The sequence below is a fragment of the Candidatus Neomicrothrix sp. genome (assembly GCF_035329545.1).
In the GTDB taxonomy this organism is placed as follows: domain Bacteria; phylum Actinomycetota; class Acidimicrobiia; order Acidimicrobiales; family Microtrichaceae; genus Microthrix; species Microthrix subdominans.
Map to the genome: position 1 here is coordinate 33,210 of NZ_DAOLGP010000013.1, position 21,097 is coordinate 54,306.

Sequence of the window (21,097 nt, forward strand, 5' to 3'; positions counted from 1 at the left end):
CGAGGCGAGGCGAGGCGAGGCGAGGCGAGGCGAGGCGAGGCGAGGCGAGGCGAGGTCTGCCCGACCGCTGTTCAGGCGGCCTGCCCCTTCCGGTTATCCGGCCGGTGTGGCGTCAGCCTCCGCCGGCGCAGGGACGGCCGGCGACCCTCCCACGTGGGTGCGGCCCTCGAGCGCACGGCCCAATGTCAGCTCGTCGGCATACTCCAAATCGCCGCCCACCGGCAGGCCGCTGGCGATGCGGCTCACCTCCAGGCCGGGCAGGTCGAGCAGGCGGCTGAGGTACAGCGCGGTCGCCTCACCCTCCAGGTTGGGGTTGGTGCACAGGATCACCTCGGTGACGTTCTCGGCGCCGATGCGCTCGACCAGCTCGCGCACTTTGAGCCGGTCGGGCCCGATGCCCCGCAGGTGGTCGATCGCTCCACCGAGCACGTGGTAGCGCCCCTCGTAGGTGCCGGTGCGCTCCACCGCCACCACGTCCTTGGGCTCCTCGACGACGCACAGGACGCTGCCGTCGCGGCGGTCGTCGTCGCACACGGTACACAGCTCGCCCTCCGACACGTTGAAGCAACGGTCGCAGAACCGGACCTTGTCCTTCACCTCGATGATCGCCCGGCTGAGGCGCGTGGCCTCCTCTCGGTCGGCGTCGAGCAGGTAGAAGGCGATGCGCTGCGCCGACTTGGGGCCGATGCCGGGCAGGCGCCCCAGCGAGTCGATCAGCTCCTGGATGGGGGCGGCGTAGGTGGGCACCCGATCAGCCCTCGATCTCGGACGACCCGTCCGACTCGTCGTCCGAGGCGGGGCCGATGCCGAAGGAGGCGGGGTCGATGCCCATCGACGACAGGTCAAGGCCACCCATCGGGTCCCCCGACTGCTCGGCGCGACCCACCTCGGCCACGGCATTACGCCACGCCGCCAGGATCAGCTCCTCGAGCCACTGGGTGTCGTCGGGGTCGACCACCTCGGGGTCGAGCTTTACGCCAACCGGCTGCAGGTCGCCGGTGATCGTCACCCTCACCTTGCCGCCGCCGGCGCTGCCTTCCACCCGCGTGGCGGCCAGCTGCGACTGGGCGTCGGCCATCTGCTGTTGCATCTGCTGGGCGGTCTCCATCAACGAGCCGAGGTCGAGGCCACCGAGCATGGCGGCCATCGGGTCGGCGTCGGCCGATGGAACCTGCTCCGGCGTTGGATCATCGGGGCTGGTGTTCTCGGGTGAGGTCACGTCGTACTCCGTGGGGTCGTCGCCCGCCGGGGGTGCGGGCAGTCCAAGCTACGTGCGCCGGGCCACGCTGCGGTGGAGCCGGCTCGGTGGGCACGTCGATGGTGAGCGGTCAGGGCTCCGGGGTGATCAGCTCGGCGCCCGGGAACGCCTCGATCAGGCGTTGTGCTGCGCTCAGCGGTGGGTCGGCGTCCTCGAGGTCGGCGAGATCGTCATAGTCGCCGCCGCTGGCCCATTCAGCCTCGTCGGAATCATCCCCGCCCCGAGGGGCCGGGCCGCCATCGTGTGCGGTGCGGCCATGTCGACCCGACGCGTCGCGCCCGGCCCCCACTCCGCCCGCTGCCCCGGCGCCCGAGCCGGCGACCAGCTTGAACGAAACCGGCTGGCCCGCCGCACCGGAGAGCACCTCGCCGAACTCACCCTGCCGAGCTTGGGCTCGATCGAGGATGGCGGGGTTGTCCAGGCGAAACTCGAGCGTCCCGCCCTCGTCGTCGAAGTGGCCGACGAACAGCGCCCGGGTCACCGGCTTCAGCTTGCCGAGCACGCTGTCGAGCAGGCCGTTGAGCCGTTCGGCGCCTGCGGCCGAAGCCACGGGTGTGACCGGCGCAGCCGGTGGCGGGGCCGGTGACGGCGGGGCGGGCGCCTGAGGAGCGGCGCCTTCGGGAACGCTCGGCGGTGCCTGTGTCGGGGCACGGCTGACGGGCGCCTGACCGACGGCGTCGGGATCAGCCAGCGGGCGCGCCGGATCCTGCTCCGGTGCGGGTGTCGCCCCGGCGTCGGAGTACGGGCTCTGGTCGACCAGTGGGCGCGCCCGGTCCTGCTCCGGTGCGGGCGGCGCTTCGGCATCGGAGGACTGGCTCTGATCGACAAGTGGGCGCGCCGGGTCGGGCCCGGCATCGCTCGGTTGCTGCACCGGGGCCGCCGGGCTCCCCTCTGGCGGCTTTGGGCGCCGGCGACGAGGCGGGGGCGGCGGCTCCTCCGCCGTCGACACGTGGATCGGCTCGGCCGGCGGCGCCTCCTTGCCCGTCTTGGCCCGCAGCATCGCTCGGGCCTCTTCGACCACCGACCGGTGGCTGCCCTCGCCGCTCACACCGGGCCGGTCGGCGGCGGGCGCTGACGGAGCTGCGGCATTGCTTGCTCGCGCAGACGACGTGTCGGGCGAGGCGGCCTGGCTTGTCCCACCGGGGTCGGCCGGCGACGGTTGCGGCGAGGGTGTGGTCGATCCGCCGGTCGCCGGAGCGGAGGCAGCCGGTGCTGCGGGTACACCCGATCCGCCGGTCGCCGGGGCGGTAGCAGCGGGTGTTCCGGGAGGTGTTGCGGGCACCGCACCGCCCGCTGGTGGGGGCGGCCCTGCTTCCGGGACAGTGGTAGACCCCGGCGTCGACGCTGCGGTCGCGGACGAGGCGGCCTCGACGGCCGCTCGGGCGGCCGGAGGCGTCGTGTGCGCCACCGAGACGGCGCCTCCGGCCAGTGCCCGCTCCAACGCCTCCACCCGTTCGGCCAGCGCCTCGATCGACAGGTCGGCGGTCGGCGCTGTCAGACGCACGAGAGCCACCTCAAGGGGCACCCGCGGGTCGGAGGCCTGGCGCATGTCGACCAGCGCCGACCCGAGCTGCTCCAGCGCGCGAGTCAGCCGGGCGGGACCGAAACGGCGGGCCCGGTCGGTCAGCTCCTCGCGATCGGCGTCGGCGACGTTGGCCCCCTCGACCCCCATCGTCAGCAGAAACAGGTCGCGTAGGTCGGCAACCAGCGCCTCGGCCAGCACCCGCGGGTCGCTGCCCATCCCCAGTGCATCGGCCACGGCGGTCAGGGCGGCGCCGGTGTCACGCTCGGTCAGGGCACTCACCAGGTTGGCCGAGGGCTCCTCGCGGGGCACGACGCCGCCGCCTGCCACCACCTGATCGAGCGATGAGAGCGTGTCGCGTGCCGAACCCCGCCCTTGGCGCACGACGTAGGCAATCGCCTCGTCGTCAACGGTCAACTCGGCCTCGGCGATCACCCAGCGGACGTAGTTCTCCAGCTCGTGGGGCGAGAGCAGCTCGAAGTTGAAGTGCTGGGTGCGGCTCTTGATCGTGGGCAGCACCTTCTGGGGGTCGGTGGTCGCCAGCACGAAGGTGACGTGCGGCGGGGGCTCCTCCAGCGTTTTCAGCAAGGCATTGGAGGCCGCACCGGTCAACATGTGCACCTCGTCGAGGATGTACACCTTGTTGCGGCCGGCGGTGCCAAGGGCGGCCCGGCTGACCAGGTCCCGCATGGCGTCAACGCCGTTGTTGGAGGCCGCATCCAGCTCGTGGAGGTCCATCGACGTGCCGGACTCCATCGCCACGCAGCTGTCGCACACCCCGCACGGCTCGCCGTCGGCCAGGTTGGTGCAGTTCAGCGCCCGGGCCAGGATGCGAGCGCTCGAGGTTTTCCCGCAGCCCCGCGGGCCGCTGAACATATAGGCGTGGCCCACCGTGTCGGTCCGGACGGCGTTGCGGAGGGCGACCGTGATGTGGTCCTGCCCCCGAACCTCGGCGAACCGGCTGGGGCGGAAGCGGCGATACAGGGACTGATAGCTCACCGCATCGAGGATACAAGGCCGTCGCCACCCACCGACCGAGCCGAACAGCCCTGCAGACCCTCGCCGCTCAAGGGTCTCGGCGAGGGACGACCAGGTGGTCTGCGGCACTCCGAACGCTCCGCTGAGGGCTGCTGCCTTCCGGCCCTGACCCGGTTCACGGGGTTCGGTCGCACAGGACCCGGTCGTCCCACGTCGAGACCCGCCTCCACCTCACGGGTGAGGGATCGGCGAGGGCCACACGATATCGTGTCTCAGCACCGACGGCGACACCGGCTCCGGCTAGGGTCGCTCGGTCACAAGAGGAGAGGTGCGAGAGCGGCCGAATCGGCACGCTTGGAAAGCGTGTGAGGGGCAACCCTCCGTGGGTTCAAATCCCACCCTCTCCGCTCGGCGGTCGCGACGAGCCGGTCTGGTTGGCAGGAGTTGTTCCGCCAGCCGACCGGACTCGCCGCAACCAGGCCTGTTTCTGGGAACTGTCTCGAGCTCTGCCGCTATCGCGTCGTAGAGCAACGCGATAGCGGCAGAGTTCGCACGCTGACGTCGACGCCAGCTACGACGGCGACCCAGCTGCCGTCGTCACGTCCCCTGGCATCAACCGCTCGCTGGGCTACCGGCGGGTCGGCGACGCGTTCGTCGACGAGTTCGAGGCCTCATCGGCGAGCATCGGGTTGGACTCGACGTACGTGCGGAACCTGCGCAGCATCGCCCGGTTCGCCGGCCCCATCGCAGGGCCGGTAAATCGGGCGAACCGCGCCGAAACGCCGGTGAGGGTCATCGCCATCGTCCACTCCACCAGCGAACGGCCATCCCGCAGGTCGGTGACCAGGTAGTCCTCGGCGAAGGCCGACGGCCCGCCCTTGATCGTCTGGTTGAATCGAAACGCCATCCGTCGGCCCGGCTCCCAGGCGATGAACTCCTCATAACCCACCATGGGCCCGCGCATCCACACCGTCCGGGTCGACCCGACCTCAAGGGGCATCGGCGAGGTCCAGTCGACCCCGGTGATCGGCCACGCCCACCGCGACCACGAGTCGGCATCGAGAAACACATCGAAGATGCGCTTCGGGCTGGCCGCTATCACCTCGGCGGCCTCGACCCGCACGGGAGCCCGGTTGAAGTAGTCGAGATTCACCCGTTCGCACTCGATCAGGTCGTTGTCGGACACGCACATCTCCCCTGCTGGTCGGCCATGAAACCAGATCGTATCGCCGTCGGGTCGTCGAAAAATCCTCTATTTCATTGACCTTACGCTGCAAGTGACCGACGCCACTGTTACAAAGGGTTGCATTATCGTAACCAGACCGTAAAGTAACGACTCGTTAACCATCCCCCCGCCGGCCCTGACGTGCCGCCCTCACTTCAGCAGTGTTGCTGACCGAGGGCGGGCGTGTGAGGGATCGGTCCTGCCGTCATCCGATGGCTCAACCCTGGAGGCAACTCCCATGACCAACCCCTTTAACCTTCGACGCTCATTCGCAGCGGCAGCCGTCCTGCTCATCGCAGCGACCGGCTGCGTCGCAGCTCCGGGCAGCGGTGGCACCAGCCGCTACCAGTCGGGAGCGGCCTCGTACTACACCCAGGCCGGCGGCCCAGTCGCCTTCCCCCGAGTGCGCACCTCCAACGGCTGCGCCCACCGCACCGCTGCCGCCGGCACCGTGCTGCACCTCCGCCGTGGCGGCAACACCGCCACTTGCGTCGTCAACGACCGGGGCCCGTATGCCGGTGGCCGCATCGTCGACCTTCAGCCGAAGCAGTTCCGTCAGCTGGGACCGATCTCGGCCGGCGTCCTGCGTGGCGTCGAGATCCGCTACTAGGTCGAGGCCGACGCACGTCTCAACCGTGCGTGCCGATTTCGTGAGCGGTGCCCCGGAGCGAAAGCCCGGGGCACCGTCGCGTGCAGACCGGTCCACGAGGAGATCGTTTGGCGCACTGCAGCGCAGCGCGTAGAGTTGCCCGCTTACACCGGCGCTCGTAGCTCAATTGGATAGAGCACCTGACTACGGATCAGGAGGTTGGGGGTTCGAGTCCCTCCGAGCGCACTGCTGTGATGTCTCCCGACATCTACGAGGCCCGAACCTCCCAACCGGGGTTGGGGCCTTGTCATTTTTGAAGCGTGGCGAGTGCTCGCCAGACCTCGCAGCCGACCCTTCCTTGGGGTCGAGGGTGACCGGACGGCGGACGATCACGAGCAAACCAACCACCGCCCCGAGCTCCCATCTCCTGCCGCTACCGGGAGACGACGTCCGACCCAGGCGACCAGCGCCTACCCGAGGCCGTCCCGACAACATGATTCAAGTGCGGCGAAACCCCGTTCACGCAACCCAGCTTCGCCGACGTCACCAGCACACCGGTGCGGGCTGATTCCTCGTTGCTATGTGGATGCTCAGGTGTCATTGTCCTGCTAGGGGAAGGGACGGCTGCCATGCAGATCCGGGTCCATGGCATAGGCGGGCCGACAGCGGCCTCCGTCCTCGGCATGTCGGACGACGCCGGAACCGACGCGCTCTGACAGACGGATGAACACAACGGCTACTGGGTCGATCCCAGACTTGAGGAACAACCATGAACGTGCAACGCGAACTTCGCTTGGCCCTCGGCATGCGCGGCGGCGTCAGCCTGGCCGTGTGGTCGGGTGGCGCCTGCGCGGAGATCGACGAGCTTCGACGCTCGACACCCCCAGATGGGGATCCCTTCTGGAGCGGTCTTGTCGAAGCGTGCGGGTACAGCAACGTCGTCGTCGACGTGCTCGCAGGCACGAGTGCCGGCGGCCTGAACGGGGTGCTGTTCGCCGGGGCCATCCGCCACGGATACCCGATGCGCGAGCTGTTGCCGACCTGGAGTCAAGTCGCCTCCATCAACGAGATCCGGCGCTGTGAGCCTCCGTGGAGTTCCCTGTTCGACGGCGACGGCAAATTCCTCGACGAGCTCTACAAACGACTCCGCGAACTGATTCTCGTCGACACCCCATCGGAACCAAGACCATTCGTCGACCTTCAGCTGACCGCGACGATGGTCGAGCCACTCCAGATCCCGAGCCACCATCTGAGCGATGAACAGATCAAACGTTCACGCTCCTCGGCGCTCTTTCACTTCCGCTGCTCGCCCAACGACGTCAACGGCCGGGACGATCTCGTCGGTCCCGAAGCCGTGGCCCGCCTCGCACTCGCCGGACGAGCCACCTCCTCGTTTCCCGTCGCATTCGAGGCTGCGGTCGTTCGATCGACACGTCCTTGCAAGTTTGGAGAACCGGTCACCCCCGACGCCGAGCGCTGGACCAGAGATGATCATCGGCGGGTCGACTGTCGCGGCGTGTTTGGCGACAGCCGCGGTGAGCCCATCGGGGCGCGAGCGCCCCAGCGAGATGACGACTTCGTCGTCACGGACGGCGGCATCGTCGACAACATCCCGCTGGGGCGCGCACTCGACGCCATCGTTGCGGCCGCTGCGGACGGCCCAACCCGCCGGGTGCTGGTGTACCTCCACCCCACCGGGCCACCGCCACCAGCGGGGCCGGCGGGGCCATGCCCTGACGGCGGGCAACCGACCGAGGTCGTGGCGGGCGATGGCGGGAAGGCTGCCCAAACACCTGACACCCCCGACGCCGCCCAACAAAAGCGCCGCCAGGTGAAGGCCGTGGCGAAGGGTGCCCTCACTGCGAAGTTTCAGCACGAGTCCATCGACGGCGACCTCGAGCAACTCGATCGCCACAACCGGTCGATCCGCATGGCCCAACTGCTTCGCGCGGCGACCCTCGCCCGATTCAAAAGGCACCAAGCCGAAACGGGCGCAACCACGTTCCAGCTGGACGCCTCACGTTGGGAGGATTACGCCATGCAGCGGGCCACGGCGGACGCCGTTCGGCTGCGTCGGCTGCTCGACCAGCCGGTGATTGCGCTGGGCGAGGACCCGTTTCCGGTCGTGGACGACGAGTCCTCTTGGCGCGCCCCACTGGGGGACTGGATCGACTCCGACCTGAACAACCTGGACTGCGTTCTCAGCGCCGCCTTCCAACAGCAGGTGGGCGGGGGCCCGGACGTCCCCCAGCAGGTGGGCAAGGTGCCGGAAAATCATGTCGACGCCCTGTTTGGCGCCGGCATTGCGGTGCTGCGCCGAACGCTCGCCCTGACACTGGAATGGACCCGTGCGGTCGAATCATCCGCCGAAGACGCCGAGGCCATCGACGCCATCGGTGATGCCAAGTTGGAGATGTACCGGCTGAAAGATGTGGTGAGCCTGCTGGAGCGCACGAGACGCATCGGCTGGGTGACCCTCGCCCGACGCAGGGGATACGTGCCCGCCGGGTCGATGGACGGCTGGTGCACCGAATCGCTGGCGACTCTCGACGGCCTCCTCTGCGTGTCCGGCGAGGTGTCCAACACCTTGCTCGACGAGAACGACTCCGGGCCGTACCTTGCGGGCACGTATGCGGTTCTGCAAGCGCTGGTCGACTCGGACGGCGGCGCCGACCCCGGCGAAGGAGGCACGGGTCTTCGGGAACTGATCCTCGAGAGGATCGTCAAGCAGGTCGACGAGGTCCGCAGGATCAGCACCGTGAAACTCCCTGACGGCCACCCCGCCGAGCTGCTGGACCTGGTGATTCGGGGACCAGAGACGACGAAGCATGCGCTTGCCGATCTGGAGATCCTGTGCATGCCCGAGTATCTCAGCGGCCGGCCGGGAGGTACCGAAATCGAGTTTCGTCGCCTCTCGGCCGCAGCCATCACACCACTCGCCGGCGAGTTCGAGCTTCTCAAGACCAAGTCGGACAAAATCGGCGAAGAAAAGCCGGACGGATGGACCGGTTGCCCCAACTTTCTTCGTCCCCAAGTCAAGCTGGCCGGCAACGAACTCGGCAACTTCTCGGCATTTCTCGATCAGCGCTGGCGCGAGAACGACTGGATGTGGGGCCGCCTCGACAGCGCGTCGACGGGCATCCAGATCCTTCTGGATGACCTGACCCCTGACCAAGAGACCGCCGTGCGCGACTACCTCGCCGAGCTGAGGGCTGCGAACAAGGAAGTCGAGGTCCAGGGCGGCCAGGACCCGAGCGCAGAATCCGAGAACGATGTTCGAAACGCACTCATCGCCATCCGACAGAATCAGATCATCGCCGAAACGCTTCCGGCCGTCGACAAGCGCACGTGGCGTGTTGGGTTGGACACCTTGAACGACCCGGGAAGCAGCGAAATTCAAGCCACGGCAGGCCAGTTGGTAACCGTCGCCGCCAACGTGCTCCGCAGCGAATTCCCCGGTCCGATGAGGTGGGTCGCCGGACCAGCCGCTTGGATCGGCAAGGTGGCGGCGCGCTGGTTCACCCGACCCAAAAAAGCAGCGTCCACCGACACGGCGTCGCATGGGATGCTCGGCTGGTTGAAGGCTCGGTTCCGGCGGGTGAAGTGATCGGCCTGGCCTGACGGTGACCTTCCTCTGCCTGATGTGGCGCACCACGCCCCATATCGACCCTCCGGCCGACTCCGAGGAGCTGCGCTCCTCAGAGCGGTCGAACTCGTCACCCAGCGAAATCGCTAGCGGGGGTTGGTGATCGCCCCGGTCTCGGCGCCCTGCACCAGCTTGGCAAACTTGGCGAGCACGCCGCGGGTGTAAACGGGCTCGAGCGGTGCGTACGCCTGGCGGCGCTTCTCCAGTTCGGCGTCGTCAACGAGCAGGTCCAGCTTGAGCTCGTGGACGTCGATCAGGATGCGGTCGCCGTCGGCCACCAGGCCGATCGGGCCGCCATCGACCGCTTCGGGCGCCACGTGGCCGATGCAGAACCCCCAAGTGCCGCCGCTGAAGCGGCCGTCGGTGACCAGCGCGCAGTCGCTGCCCCGGCCGGCACCCTTGAGCGCCCCGGTGATCGCCAGCATCTCCCGCATGCCGGGCCCGCCCTTGGGACCTTCGTTGCGGATCACCAGCACCGTTCCCGGTTCGATCGTGCCGTCGAGGATCGCCGTCATCGCGGCGTCCTCGCCGTCGAAGGCCCGAGCGACACCGTCGAAGAGCATCTGCTCCTTGGTCAGCCCGGCGACCTTGACCACCGACCCCTTGGGTGCCAGCGAACCGGTGAGGATGTTGATGCCGCCCTCAGAGTGGATCGGCGCATCGAGGGGATGCACGACCGTGCCGTCGGGGCCGGGCGGGTCGATGTCGGCCAGGTTCTCGGCGACGGTCTTGCCGGTGATCGTCAGCGCGTCGCCGTGCAGGTGCCCGGCGTCGAGCAGCATCTTCATCACCATCGGCACGCCGCCAACCCGATCCAGGTCGGTCATGTGGAACCGGCCGCCCGGCTTCATATCGGCGACGTGGGGCACCTGAGCGGCGATGCGGTTGAAGTCGTCGAGCTCGAGGTCGACCTCGGCCTCGTTGGCGATCGCCAACAGGTGCAGCACGGCGTTGGTCGACCCGCCGAGCGCCGAGGTGAGGGCGATGGCGTTCTCGAACGCCTTCTTGGTGAGGATCGTGCGGGCGGTGATGCCGGCGCGGAGCTGGGTGACCACCGCTTCACCGGCTCGGCGGGCGTCCTCGTCGCGCCGACCGTCGATGGCCGGCGGCGACGCCGACCCGGGGATCGACATGCCGAGGGCCTCGCCGATCGAGCTCATCGTGTTGGCGGTGAACATGCCGCCGCACGCGCCCTCACCCGGACACGCTGTCCGCTCGATCTCGTCGAGCTCCTCGGGGGTGATGGCGCCCAGCGCACAGGCCCCGACGCCCTCGAACACGCTGGTGATGTCGGTCGCCTCGCCGTTGTGTTCGCCGGGCATCGTCGACCCGTTGTAGATCATGGCGCTGGCCACATCGAGCCGGGCGGCGGCCATCAACATGCCCGGGATCGACTTGTCGCAGCCGGCCAGGCCGACCACCCCGTCGAGGCGCTCGGCGAAGATGACCGTCTCGACCGAGTCGCAGATCACCTCTCGGCTGACCAGCGAGGCGCGCATGCCCTCGTGGCCCATCGAGATGCCGTCCGAGACGGTGATCGTCCCGAACTCGAGCGGATAGCCCCCGGCCTGGCTGACGCCGGTCTTGGCGTGGCCGGCCAGCTTGGACAGCGTCATGTTGCAGGGGGTGATCTCGTTCCACGACGAGGCGATGCCGATCTGGGGCTTGTCCCAGTCCTCGTCGCCCATGCCGACCGCTCGCAGCATCGCCCGTGACGGTGCCTTTTGGAACCCGTCGGTGACGTCCCTGCTGTGGGGCTTCAGATCGACCGCTGTCTCACCCGTATCTGCCATGGAACGACGGTACCTCAGGAGCGTGGCCGTTCCGCCAGAACGGATGATTGGGATCGATCGGACCGGGGTGACGTGCGGCCGACGGCGGGGAGAAGCCTTGGGATCGCCGGTGGCTGTGGGGCCGAGGCATCGAGCTCGGCCCGATCCGCACCCACACGACATCGCTGGTCTCCGGCCTGCTGTTCATCGTGATCGGCGTGCTGTTCATCCGCTTCGATGCCATGGTGGGGTTCACCTCGGCGATCGGCCTGGGCGACACCAGCGGCCTCGAGGTGTCGGTGAGCCATCGCGTGCTCGATTGGGTGGGACGGGTACCCGGATGGGTGTTCCCCGCCACGGTGGCGCTCGGCGCCGGTGACGCTCAGCTGAGGTCGTCGCCCGAACGGGTGCCGACCGACTCGGCTGCGGGGGTGACCGGACAGAACCGCTCGCCCTCGAGGCGGGCGAACAGCGCCCAGCCGAGCAGGGCGACGGCAACCGCTTGCAAAACCGGCTGAATCGGCTCGAACCAGGTGATGGCACCGGCGCTGCCCAGCGCGATCAGCACCAGCTTGTTACACACCGGGCACCCGACCGCGAAGAAGGTGAGCACCCCACCGATGGTGCCACGCCGACGATTGACCCGGTCCTCATCGTCGTCGTACTCGCCCTCGGCGGCGACCGAATCGCCGGCTACCTGCGACGGCGGGTTGACCGCCGGGTCGCGCACGTAGGTGGCGACCAGCAGGCCGCCGAGCACCGAGCTGACGATAAGGGACGGCCACGACCACCACGTCGGTGGGATCTGCCGACCGAAGATCGGGTTCTTGATCAGGGCGGTGGGGATGGCGATGACGAGCGCGAACGCGACGCCGGCCCCGACCGCCGTCGCCCAACGACGGGCGGGCCATGCGAGCAGAGCGGTGAACGCTTCGATGACGCGCCTCATACGTCGACCTCCACCGGCAGACCGGACAGCCGCCACTCGAGCATGCCGTCCTCCAGACGAGCCGCATGACGACCCTCGGCTTCGAGCAGGCGGACTGCGTCGTGGGCCATCACGCAATGGGCACCACGGCAGTAGGCGACCAGGTCGAGGTTGGGGTCGAGCGACTCGAGCCGCTCGGTCAGCTCGGTCAGCTCGCCGAAGGGCAGCGAGCGCGCCCCGGGGATGTGTCCGGCGTCGAACTCCTCGGCCGGGCGCACGTCGACCACCTGCACGTCGCCATCCTCGATGCGCCGCATCAGATCGTCCCGCCGGATCAGCTCGACGTCGTCGAGCGAACCGGTGCCCAGGTAGGCCTCGAGCGCCCGCTCCACATCGGCGGAGTGGGCGCGGGCCACCCGCCCGAGCGACGCATACAGCGTCGCCACGTCGTCCCCGCTGAGCCGGTAGTACACGCGGGTGCCGGCCCGACGGGTGGACACGACGTGGGCCATCTTCAGAATCTGCAGGTGGGACGAGGTGGTCGTGATACCCATGCCCGCCTGGCGAGCCAGCGAGTCGACCGCCCGCTCGCCTTGGGCCAGCAGGTCGACCAACTCCAGGCGCTTGGCGCTGGCGAAGGCCTTGCCGACCACCGCCAGCCGGCTGAAGAACTCGGCGCGCCGCTCGGTGCCGTCGGTTTGGCCGTCGATGTCGGCCCTCACTGCGACAGCCATCCCGGAACCTTTCCTTTCCTCAGCACCATTAATCCAATGTTCCTTGGAACATGACATCGTAGCTGGCCAGGTCCACCCCTCCATGGCAGCGAACGAACGACACCAGAAGGGCACCGCACATGCTGGGACCTCGGAGGGGATGCTCGCAGAATGGGTTCACGTGGAACATCGTGAAACGCGGCCAGACGAGTGGTAGAACACGTTCTCGCGCCGATGCGGGTGAAGCACACCGGGTAGGGCCGGCGCAGCGGATCGACGCCATGAGGGAGTTGGATGGACTTCGACGAGTCACCGGACGAAGCGGGCTTTCGTGCCGAGGCGGTGGCCTGGCTGGATGAGCACCGGTCGAGCCCCGAGGCCCTGCGGGTTCGACGCCGGCCGGGCGAGGACGACGCAGCCTTCGTCGAGCGGGCCCGTCCGTGGCAGGCATTGCTGGCCGACCACGGTTGGGCCGCCATCACCTGGCCCGAGACCTACGGAGGGCGGGGCGCCCCGCCCGCCTACGCCGCCATCTTCAGCGAAGAGGCGGCCAAGCGGTCGCTACCAACCAGTCCTTTCGTGGTGGGCACGGGCATGGCCGGACCGACGATCATCACCCACGGCAACGCCGATCAGTTGGCCCGCTACCTGCCTCCGATGCTGCGGGGCGACGAGGTGTGGTGCCAGCTGTTCAGCGAAACCGGCGCCGGATCCGACCTGGCCGGCCTGGCGACCCGGGCGGTGCGCGACGGAAACGAGTGGGTCATCGACGGCCAGAAGGTATGGACCTCGGGCGCCCACTACAGCGACTACGGCATCCTGCTCGCCCGCACCGACCCCAACGTGCCCAAGCACCGGGGCATCACCTACTTCCTCATCGACATGCACCAGCCCGGCGTCGAGATTCGCCCGCTGCGACAGATCACCGGCGCATCGCACTTCTCGGAGGTGTTCCTGACCGGAGCCCGGGTGCCCAACGACGCCGTGCTCGGCGGGGTCGGTGGCGGCTGGGCGGCAGCGATGACCACGCTGGCCAACGAGCGCACGTTTATGGGCGGGCACGGCGGCGGCCCGGGGCTGGCCGACCTGTTCGGTCTGGCCCGGCGAAGCGGCGCCACAGCCGAGCCGCGGGTGCGACAGGGGCTCGCGGCCGCCCACTCCCGGGCGCAGATCATGAACTACCTGGGCATGCAGGCCCGGACCGCTGCAGCGAAGGGCCAACCGCCCGGGCCGGGCACCTCGGCGCTGAAGCTGATGGCCGCCCAGCACCGCAAGCGCAACGCCGACCTGGCGTTGGCGATCGAGGGTGCCGCGGGGATGCTGGCCGCCGCGTCGGCACCGGAGGGAGGCCAATGGCAGCAGTACTTCCTGTCGGCCCCGTCGATCCGCATCGCCGGCGGCAGCGACGAAATCCAGCGCAACATCATGGGCGAGCGGGTCTTAGGCCTGCCGCCCGAGGCACGCCAGGATAAACACGTGCCCTTCCGCGACGTTCCCACATCGGCCAATCGTGGCTGACGTCGCTGTCGGCTCGTCGACCGGCTCCGACGGGGACGCCCGTGGCTCCGATGAGGGCGCCTCCGAAGGTGACGGTCGCAATTCCGACCACAAGGGGCCGCCCGGCCACCCGGCCGGAGATGGCCAGGCGAACGATGCGCAGGGGTACACACCCGAGCAACAGGAGCGCCGCCGACGCCTGATCGACGCCGCCTTCGAGCTGGGTGCCGCGGGCGGCTACGACGCCGTGCACATGCGCGATGTGGCCGCCACCGCCAACGTCGCCCTCGCCACCATTTACCGCAACTTCTCGTCGAAGGATCACCTGCTGGCCGCAGCGACGTCGGAGTGGACCGGACGCCTACGCGATCGCGTGGCCCAGCGCCCGCCCCGGGGCGACACCCCGACCGAGCAAATGATCGACGTGCTCGATCGGGCGTGCGCCACCATGGAACGCCAACCGAAGCTGTCCAAGGCGCTGGTGCGGGCGATGGCCTCGCCCGACGCCGGGGTGCGCAGCAGCGGCGGGGCGGTGCGCTCGTCGATCGCCGATGTCGGCGACCCGATCCTGGCCCACCTCGACCCCGACACCCGCGCCGACATCCTGGCCGTGCTCGGCCATGTCTGGTACTCCGCCCTGATCACGTGGGCCAACGGACGGACCGACTTCGCCACAGTGACCGAGGAACTCCACCGCGCCTGTCGGGTGCTGATCTCCCCCTACGACCCCTGAGGGGCGGCCCGCTCGGCGATCACCGTTTCGGTACGGAGGGGACGGTCCTCCAGGCGCAGGGCCAGCACGACCGAGGCGAGTGCCACCGGCACGCCGGCCAGAAAGACCAGCGGCACCGCGTGGGCAAACCCGGCGGAGCCCATGCCCCTGGCAGCCAGGCCTGCATTGAGGATCCCACCGAAGATCGGAATACCGATCGTCGAGCCGAGCGACCTGCACAACAGCACCGCCGAGGTCGCCGTACCCAGGTCGCCCACCGGCGCCGCGTTCTGTGCCGCCAGCAGCGACGGCTGCATGACGAACCCGATGCCGAGGCCGAGCACGAGCGCCCACGCCCCGACTACCGCCGTCGGGGTGGCGAGCCCGATCGTGGCCAGCAACGCGATACCGATCACCATCAGCACCGAACCACCGATGGGCCAGGACCGGATCCGGCCCGACCGTTCGACCGCCCGACCGGCCACCAAGGTTCCGGCGGCGGCCCCGAACATCAACGGCATCAGCGTGAACCCGGCGGCGGTGGGGCTGACACCGTTCACCTCCTGAACGAACAGCGGCACGAAGAAGATGCCGCCCCAGATCAGCACGCCGCTGGCAAAGTTCACACCGATGCTGGCCCGCATCAGCCGGTCGCCGAACAGCCTGAGGGGCAGGACCGGCTCTGGGGCGACGAGTTGGCGCCGAACGAACGCGAAGCCAAGCACCGGCACGGCGATCGCAAGCGCGATCAGCTGCGGCGACGTCCACCCAAACGTCTCTCCGCCGAGCGTCGCCACCAGCATCAGCGCGCTCAGGGCGGCGGCGAGCAGCAGCGAGCCCGCCCAGTCGATCGAGTGAACCACCCGGTGCCGGCTGCTCGGCACCTTGGTCGCCACGATCACCGCCGAGATCAGCCCGACCGGCAGGTTGACGAAAAACGCACAGCGCCAGCTGAGGTGGTCGACGAACAGGCCGCCAACCAGCGGTCCGGCAACGCTGGACACGGCGAAGGCAACCCCCTGGTAGCCCATCCACCGTCCAAGCTGACGGGCCGGGATCACGTCGGCGAGCACGGCCATCGACAGCGTCCCCAACCCGCCGGCGCCCAGGCCCTGCACGAACCGGGCGAGCAGCAACTGGTTGAGGCTCTGGGCCGCCCCGCACAGCAGCGAGGCGACCAGAAACACCCCGATCGCCTGCACCAGCATGCGCTTGCGGCCGTACAGGTCGCCGAGCTTGCCGTAGATCGGCATCGACGCCGCCGTGGCCAGGGCATAAGCCGTGATCACCCAGGTGATCCGCGAAAAGCCGCCCAGGTCGCTTGAGATGGTGGGCAGCGCCGTCGCCACGATCGTGCCGTCGAGCGCACCCAGGATCTGGGCCAGCTGCACGCCGACGAAGATCGCCAGCACCCCGGCGACCGGCCCCGTCGTGGTGGGCGGCGAAGGGGGCGAAGCGACGGACGGCGGGTCGGGCGGCCGGGCGGGCCACTCGGCCCCGGCGTTCACCCGCCGGTGCGGTAGTCGCCGAAGGGTGCGTCCCGTTCGGCCAGCGCTTGGGTGAGGCCCTCGTCGCGCATCTTGTCGATGAACTCGGTGAACGTGGCCGCCTTGGTGCCCATCGCACACAGCTCGGTGCCCTGGCGGATGGCGGTGCGCATGCCCATCGTGTCCATGCCCCGGTGCACGGCGCGCTTGTTGAGCGACACGATGTCGGTGGGGATGTTGGCGACGCGCCCGGCGACGGCGAGCACCTCGTCGTCCAGGTCGGCCTCGTCGAAGGCCCGGTTGGCCCAGCCGAGGCGCACCGCCTCGTCGCCGGAGATCGAGTCGCCCGTGACCATCATCTCCATGGCGGCGCGCATGCCCAGCATCCAGGCGTGGAAGTGCATGTCGGGCACGCCGAAACGCACCGCCGGGTAGCCCATCTTGGCGTCGTGGGCGACGTAGACCAGGTCGCACCCGGTGGCCAGCTCGCTGCCGCCGGCCAGGCAGTAGCCGTGCACCTGAGCGATCACCGGCTTGGCCAGGTCCCAGATGCTCATCCAGGTTTCGGTGACGTGGCGGGGCCACTGGCCTTCGCCCTCGGCGGTGAAGTGGGGCATGTCGACGCCCTCGTTGCCGCCGCCCAGGTCGTAGCCGGCGGAGAAGCAGGTGCCCGCACCGCGCACGATCATCACCCGCACCTCGGGGTCCTGGTCGGCCTGTTGCAGGGCATGCATGATCTCGGCGCGCAGCTGGTGGCTGAGCGCGTTGCGCTTCTCGGGCCGGTTGAGGGTGAGGCGACGCACGTGTGGCGCCGGATCGTCGACGATCAGCACTTCGGGGGCCGAGCCGAGCGCCGGGACGTTGCCCCCGCTCTCGGCCTGCGGCGCCACCGTGCCGTACGTCGACTCAGCGCCGTACGGGGACTCAGCGCCGGACGGGGACTCAGCGCCGGACGGGGACTCAGTGCCGGACGGGGACTCAGCGCCGGACGGCGACCCGGCGGCGGACCTTGCGACCTCGTTGTCGGTGGCGTCGCTCACTTGATTGCGCTCGCATCCATGTCACCGGAGATCCGCTCGAGCGATTTGTCGGGCACCCCGCCGATCGGCCGCGCAACCTCCTCGACCGTCGGCCCGATGCGCGCCGCCAGCGGGGCGAGGGCGTCCAGGTCGAAGCCGTACATCTCAGCGGCGTTACCGGCGAGGATCTTGCGCATCTCCGCCTCGGGGGCGTCGCTGAAGCGGGCCCGCAGGTTCTCCCGGGTGTAGGGGTAGGTGCCCTCGTCGTGGGGGTAGTCGCTGCCCCACATGAACTTGTCGAGGCCGATGATGTGGCGGGCGTCGGCGTCGGCCTGTCGGGGCTGGCTGACCCCCATCCACACGTTCTGGTGGAAGTGCTCGGTGGCGTCCTTGGGCAGGATGTGGTCGGCCCCGTAGCGAATCTCGCCGGTGGCCCCGGTGTCACGGATGCTGCGGATGTTCGTGTCGAGGCGTTCGAGCAGCGGCGGCACCCAGGCACACCCGGCCTCGGTCAGCACCACCTTGAGGCGGGGGAACCGTTCGAACACGCCCGAAAGGATCAGCTGCACCAGCGGGCGTTCGGTGTAGAACGGCACCTCATTGATGTAGAGCAGCATCGACACCGGGTAGGGGCCGTAGTCCGGGTTGCCCGAACCGCTGTGGATGTTGATCGGCACCTCGAGGTCCTGCAACACCTGCCACAGCGGGTCGTAGCAGCGGTCGTACAGCGGCTTCACCCACTTGACGTCCGGGGCGATGTTGGGCAGCAGGATGCCCCCGCGCAGGCCGTTCTCCTTGATCCAGCGCACGTCGGCGATGGCGTCGTCCACATCGTTGAGGAAGATCTGGCCCACGCCTGCCCGGCGCTCCGGATACTCGTTGCACCAGTCGACCAGCCATCGGTTGTGGGCCGTCACCCCGGCATGGCGGTGGCGATACTCCTCGTCGGTCGGCGGCTTGGCGAACAGCACGAAGCTGGGGAAGAACGGCGGGACGGTGTTGGGGAACACCACCTCGGCGGCGATGCCGTCGGCCTCCTGCTGGGAGTTGCGCATCTCGTTGTCCCAGTTGCGCAGCTTCCGCTTGTCGCCCAGATCCTTGTACGGGTTCTTGTACTCGCCGCGCCAGGCGTCGAAGTCGGGAACGAACTCGGGGTCGAGGTACTCCCGATAGGCCTGGTGGCTGCCGCCGGCGTGGCAGTCGGCCGAGATGATCGTGTACGGCGCAGCGGCGCTGGCTTCTCGATCGGCTGTCTCGGTGGGTACCGGTTCGGTGAGTGTCATGGGGCCAACCTTCCGTGGAGCTGGGCTGCGATGACGGCCTGCGGCGATGGGCTGGCGCCCACCAACGTCGCTTCAAGTAGAACACGTTCTCGCGCCCTTCGCCAGCGATCGCGTTCCCCCTGCCGACCCAGCGGGTGAACAGAGACACACCACATCTAGAGACCGTTCAGATAGAATCCGTTCTACTTTGATCGACCAACAGCGTTGCGCCCCACCGAGTGTTGCGCTGAGGGAAGGATGCGACCGTGACCGAGCTCGACGCCCCCGAGATCGACCTGCTCAACCTGGATCGCTTCGCCGACGGCGTCCCGCACGATTGGTTCACCTGGCTGCGGGCCAACGACCCGGTGCATCATCACGCCGAGCCCGATGGCCCGGGGTTCTGGGTGATCACCAAGCTCGAGGACGTGATCACGTGTAGCCGAGACTTCGCCACGTTCTCCTCCGCTGCAGCCCTGGGCGGCGTGGTCGGCCTGCCCGAGCCGGGCCCCGACGAGGAGGACCACAGCGAGGTGACCGGCAGCCTGTTGCTGTACATGGACCCGCCGGGCCACACCCGTTACCGCCGCCTGGTCAACCGGGGCTTTACGCCCAGGATGATCGCCAAGATGGAGGGTCACATCCGGGACCTGACGGCTGAAAACCTCGACGAGACGCTCCCCCGGGGCGAGGTCGACTTTGTGGTCGACGTCGCCGCCGAGTTGCCCCTCAAGGTGATCGCCGAACTGATCGGGGTGCCCCGGGAGGACCGCCACAAGATCTTCGACTGGAGCAACCGGCTGGTCGCCGGCGGCGACGACGAGGAGTACAAGGTGAGCGAGGACCGCCTGGCCGAGGCCCAGGTGGAGATGTTCCTCTATGCCCAGAAGCTGGCCGAGGCCCACCGCACCAACCCGGGCGACGACATCATCGACGCGCTGTTGAACGCCGAGATCGACGGCGAGTCGCTCTCGGAGACCGACTTCAACATGTTCTTCGTGCTGTTGTCGGTCGCCGGCAACGAGACGACCCGCAACGCCATCTCCCATGGGCTCAACGCGTTCCTTCAAAACCCCGACCAATGGGCGCTGCTCGTGTCCGACCCGGACCGCTACATCGCCGGGGCGGTCGAGGAGATCCTCCGCTGGGCGACGCCGGTGATGTACTTCCGCCGAAACGCCACCGCCGACTTCGAACTGCGGGGCAAGACGATCAAGGCGGGCGACAAGATCTCGCTGTGGTACGTCTCGGCCAACCGGGACGAGGAGGTCTTTGACGATCCGTTCCGCTTCGACATCACCCGCGACCCCAACCCGCACGTCGCCTTCGGCGGCGGCGGCCCCCACTTCTGCCTGGGCGCCCAGCTGGCGAAGATGGAGATCCGGGTGCTGTTCGAGGAGCTGGTCCGCCGGGCGCCGCGCATCGAGGCCCTCGGCCCACCCGATCCGCTTCGCTCCAACTGGATCGGCGGCATCAAACACCTGCCGGTCCACTTCGTCGACCCGACGTAGGCCGGTCACCCGGAACCCCGGAGCGGCCCTCGGTCGCTAGCGTCCCGGGAATGGCCTCACGCCCGACCTCCCAGAGACTCCTCCCAATCAGAACGGCGGCGCGCCGCCCGCTGGGCCTGGCCCTCGCCCTGATGCTCGCCGCTGGGGCGCTCGCCGCCTGCGGCGGTTCCGACGACGATCCCACCCCGGACAAGGCCGGCGGGGCGGGAGACCTGAGCGAAGCGCTCGACGAACGAACCTGGGTCCTCGACGGCGCTGGAAGCACTCCGCCGATCCCCGGGGGCAGCAGCGTCACACTCGCCGTCGAGTCGGGCCGGATGTCGGGTCGGGCCCCGTGCAACACCTACAACGCCGAGTTCACCATCGACGGCGACCGGGTTGCGCTGGGACCGATCGCCACGACCAGGATGGCCTGCGACCCGGCGACCAACGAGGCTGAGACCGCCTTCCTCACGGCGCTCGAGCAGGTGGACAGCGTCGCCGTCGATGGCGACCGGCTGACCCTGACCAATGGTGACGACGTCGACCTGGTCTTCGATACCCAGGACCTCGCCACCGCGCTGGTGGGAACCTGGGAGATCGTCAACCTGGCCACCGACGACGCGCTGGCCACCCCGCTCGAGGGCACCACCCCGACGATCGAATTCGCCGACGACGGCACACTCAGCGCAGACGCCGGCTGCAACAAGATCGGGAGCACCTGGGAGCTCGACGGTTCAACCCTGTCGATCGGCGACGGGCAGCGCACCTTGATGGCCTGCGAGGACCCGGAGGGGTTGATGGAGCAGGAGGATGCGCTGGGAGCGGCGCTCAACGCTGCGGCCCGGGTGGAGATCAGCGAGCAGCTGACGATCTTCAACGACAAGGGCGAAATCCTGATCGTGGCCGACCGGGCTGCAGAGGGATAGTCCGCCGCCGCGTCACGGCCATGGCGTCAGTCCCGTTGGTTCGGACTGGACGTTCGCCCAACTCAGTCCC

Annotated in this window: 16 protein-coding genes, 2 tRNA genes and 1 other RNA gene; 8 read left to right on the top strand and 11 right to left on the bottom strand. The window is 68.9% G+C overall.

The annotated features are described in order from the left end of the window. Positions 1-93: 93 nt before the first annotated feature. From recR to ffs, 4 genes are all read right to left on the bottom strand, one after another. Positions 94-747: a recombination mediator RecR gene (gene recR / locus PKD89_RS09355; RefSeq protein WP_287393910.1), complete on the bottom strand. Its 654-nt coding sequence runs from the start codon at positions 745-747 to the stop codon at positions 94-96. A 4-nt stretch (positions 748-751) separates the two neighbouring features. Then, entirely contained in the window at positions 752-1,219 is a 468-nt protein-coding gene (locus PKD89_RS09360) for a YbaB/EbfC family nucleoid-associated protein (RefSeq protein WP_287379765.1), read from the bottom strand. 109 nt (positions 1,220-1,328) lie between these two features. After that, positions 1,329-3,779 carry a DNA polymerase III subunit gamma/tau gene (gene dnaX, locus PKD89_RS09365; protein WP_287379764.1) on the bottom strand — a complete coding sequence of 817 codons (2,451 nt, stop codon included), beginning with the start codon at positions 3,777-3,779 and terminating at the stop codon, positions 1,329-1,331. Between the two features lie 85 nt (positions 3,780-3,864). Continuing rightward, positions 3,865-3,963: signal recognition particle sRNA small type (gene ffs / locus PKD89_RS09370), an RNA gene on the bottom strand. A gap of 117 nt (positions 3,964-4,080) precedes the next feature. Here ffs and PKD89_RS09375 point away from each other — a divergent pair. Next, a tRNA-Ser gene (locus PKD89_RS09375) sits at positions 4,081-4,165 on the top strand. Between the two features lie 221 nt (positions 4,166-4,386). On the opposite strand, the gene PKD89_RS09380 is transcribed toward PKD89_RS09375, so the two are convergent. Then, complete coding sequence (locus tag PKD89_RS09380) at positions 4,387-4,944, bottom strand: SRPBCC family protein (protein WP_287379763.1); 558 nt, start codon at positions 4,942-4,944, stop codon at positions 4,387-4,389. Positions 4,945-5,221: 277 nt separating this feature from the next. On the opposite strand from PKD89_RS09380, the gene PKD89_RS09385 reads away from it, so the two are divergent. The 3 genes from PKD89_RS09385 (at position 5,222) to PKD89_RS09395 (ending at position 9,179) form a co-directional block, all read left to right on the top strand. Next, positions 5,222-5,593: a septal ring lytic transglycosylase RlpA family protein gene (locus PKD89_RS09385; RefSeq protein WP_287379762.1), complete on the top strand. Its 372-nt coding sequence runs from the start codon at positions 5,222-5,224 to the stop codon at positions 5,591-5,593. A gap of 151 nt (positions 5,594-5,744) precedes the next feature. After that, a tRNA-Arg gene (locus tag PKD89_RS09390) sits at positions 5,745-5,818 on the top strand. 523 nt (positions 5,819-6,341) lie between these two features. Continuing rightward, the gene (locus PKD89_RS09395) at positions 6,342-9,179 is read left to right on the top strand and encodes a patatin-like protein (RefSeq protein WP_287379761.1); all 2,838 of its coding nucleotides are present in this window, start codon (positions 6,342-6,344) and stop codon (positions 9,177-9,179) included. Between the two features lie 125 nt (positions 9,180-9,304). Here the strand turns inward: PKD89_RS09395 and ilvD are convergent, their stop codons facing one another. The 3 genes from ilvD to PKD89_RS09410 form a co-directional block, all read right to left on the bottom strand. Next, the gene (gene ilvD / locus PKD89_RS09400) at positions 9,305-11,011 is read right to left on the bottom strand and encodes a dihydroxy-acid dehydratase (RefSeq protein WP_287393905.1); all 1,707 of its coding nucleotides are present in this window, start codon (positions 11,009-11,011) and stop codon (positions 9,305-9,307) included. A 361-nt stretch (positions 11,012-11,372) separates the two neighbouring features. Next, on the bottom strand, positions 11,373-11,939 hold the full coding sequence (locus PKD89_RS09405) for a hypothetical protein (RefSeq protein ID WP_287379760.1): 567 nt from the start codon (positions 11,937-11,939) through the stop codon (positions 11,373-11,375). Continuing rightward, on the bottom strand, positions 11,936-12,652 hold the full coding sequence (locus PKD89_RS09410) for a metalloregulator ArsR/SmtB family transcription factor (protein WP_287393903.1): 717 nt from the start codon (positions 12,650-12,652) through the stop codon (positions 11,936-11,938). The genes PKD89_RS09405 and PKD89_RS09410 overlap by 4 nt, the downstream gene beginning before the upstream one ends. Before the next feature lie 273 nt (positions 12,653-12,925). On the opposite strand from PKD89_RS09410, the gene PKD89_RS09415 reads away from it, so the two are divergent. Then, positions 12,926-14,149 carry an acyl-CoA dehydrogenase family protein gene (locus PKD89_RS09415; protein ID WP_287379757.1) on the top strand — a complete coding sequence of 408 codons (1,224 nt, stop codon included), beginning with the start codon at positions 12,926-12,928 and terminating at the stop codon, positions 14,147-14,149. Further along, complete coding sequence (locus PKD89_RS09420; RefSeq protein ID WP_287379756.1) at positions 14,142-14,861, top strand: TetR/AcrR family transcriptional regulator; 720 nt, start codon at positions 14,142-14,144, stop codon at positions 14,859-14,861. Before PKD89_RS09415 ends, PKD89_RS09420 begins: the two co-directional genes overlap by 8 nt. Here PKD89_RS09420 and PKD89_RS09425 read toward each other — a convergent pair. Genes PKD89_RS09425 through PKD89_RS09435 form a run of 3 tightly spaced genes read right to left on the bottom strand, consistent with a single transcriptional unit; the run spans position 14,849 to position 18,629 of the window. Beyond that, positions 14,849-16,348, bottom strand: a complete 1,500-nt coding sequence (locus PKD89_RS09425; protein ID WP_287379755.1) for an MDR family MFS transporter — start codon at positions 16,346-16,348, stop codon at positions 14,849-14,851. The genes PKD89_RS09420 and PKD89_RS09425 overlap by 13 nt on opposite strands. Beyond that, positions 16,345-17,367 (bottom strand): enoyl-CoA hydratase-related protein, encoded by a 1,023-nt coding sequence (locus PKD89_RS09430; RefSeq protein ID WP_287379754.1) that lies wholly within the window; start codon positions 17,365-17,367, stop codon positions 16,345-16,347. Before PKD89_RS09430 ends, PKD89_RS09425 begins: the two co-directional genes overlap by 4 nt. Then, positions 17,364-18,629 carry an amidohydrolase family protein gene (locus PKD89_RS09435; protein ID WP_289012300.1) on the bottom strand — a complete coding sequence of 422 codons (1,266 nt, stop codon included), beginning with the start codon at positions 18,627-18,629 and terminating at the stop codon, positions 17,364-17,366. The genes PKD89_RS09430 and PKD89_RS09435 overlap by 4 nt, the downstream gene beginning before the upstream one ends. Before the next feature lie 245 nt (positions 18,630-18,874). Here PKD89_RS09435 and PKD89_RS09440 point away from each other — a divergent pair, with 245 nt between their 5' ends. Continuing rightward, the gene (locus tag PKD89_RS09440; protein ID WP_287379752.1) at positions 18,875-20,119 is read left to right on the top strand and encodes a cytochrome P450; all 1,245 of its coding nucleotides are present in this window, start codon (positions 18,875-18,877) and stop codon (positions 20,117-20,119) included. Between the two features lie 50 nt (positions 20,120-20,169). Then, on the top strand, positions 20,170-21,027 hold the full coding sequence (locus PKD89_RS09445; protein ID WP_287379751.1) for an META domain-containing protein: 858 nt from the start codon (positions 20,170-20,172) through the stop codon (positions 21,025-21,027). The last annotated feature ends 70 nt before the right edge of the window (positions 21,028-21,097 follow it).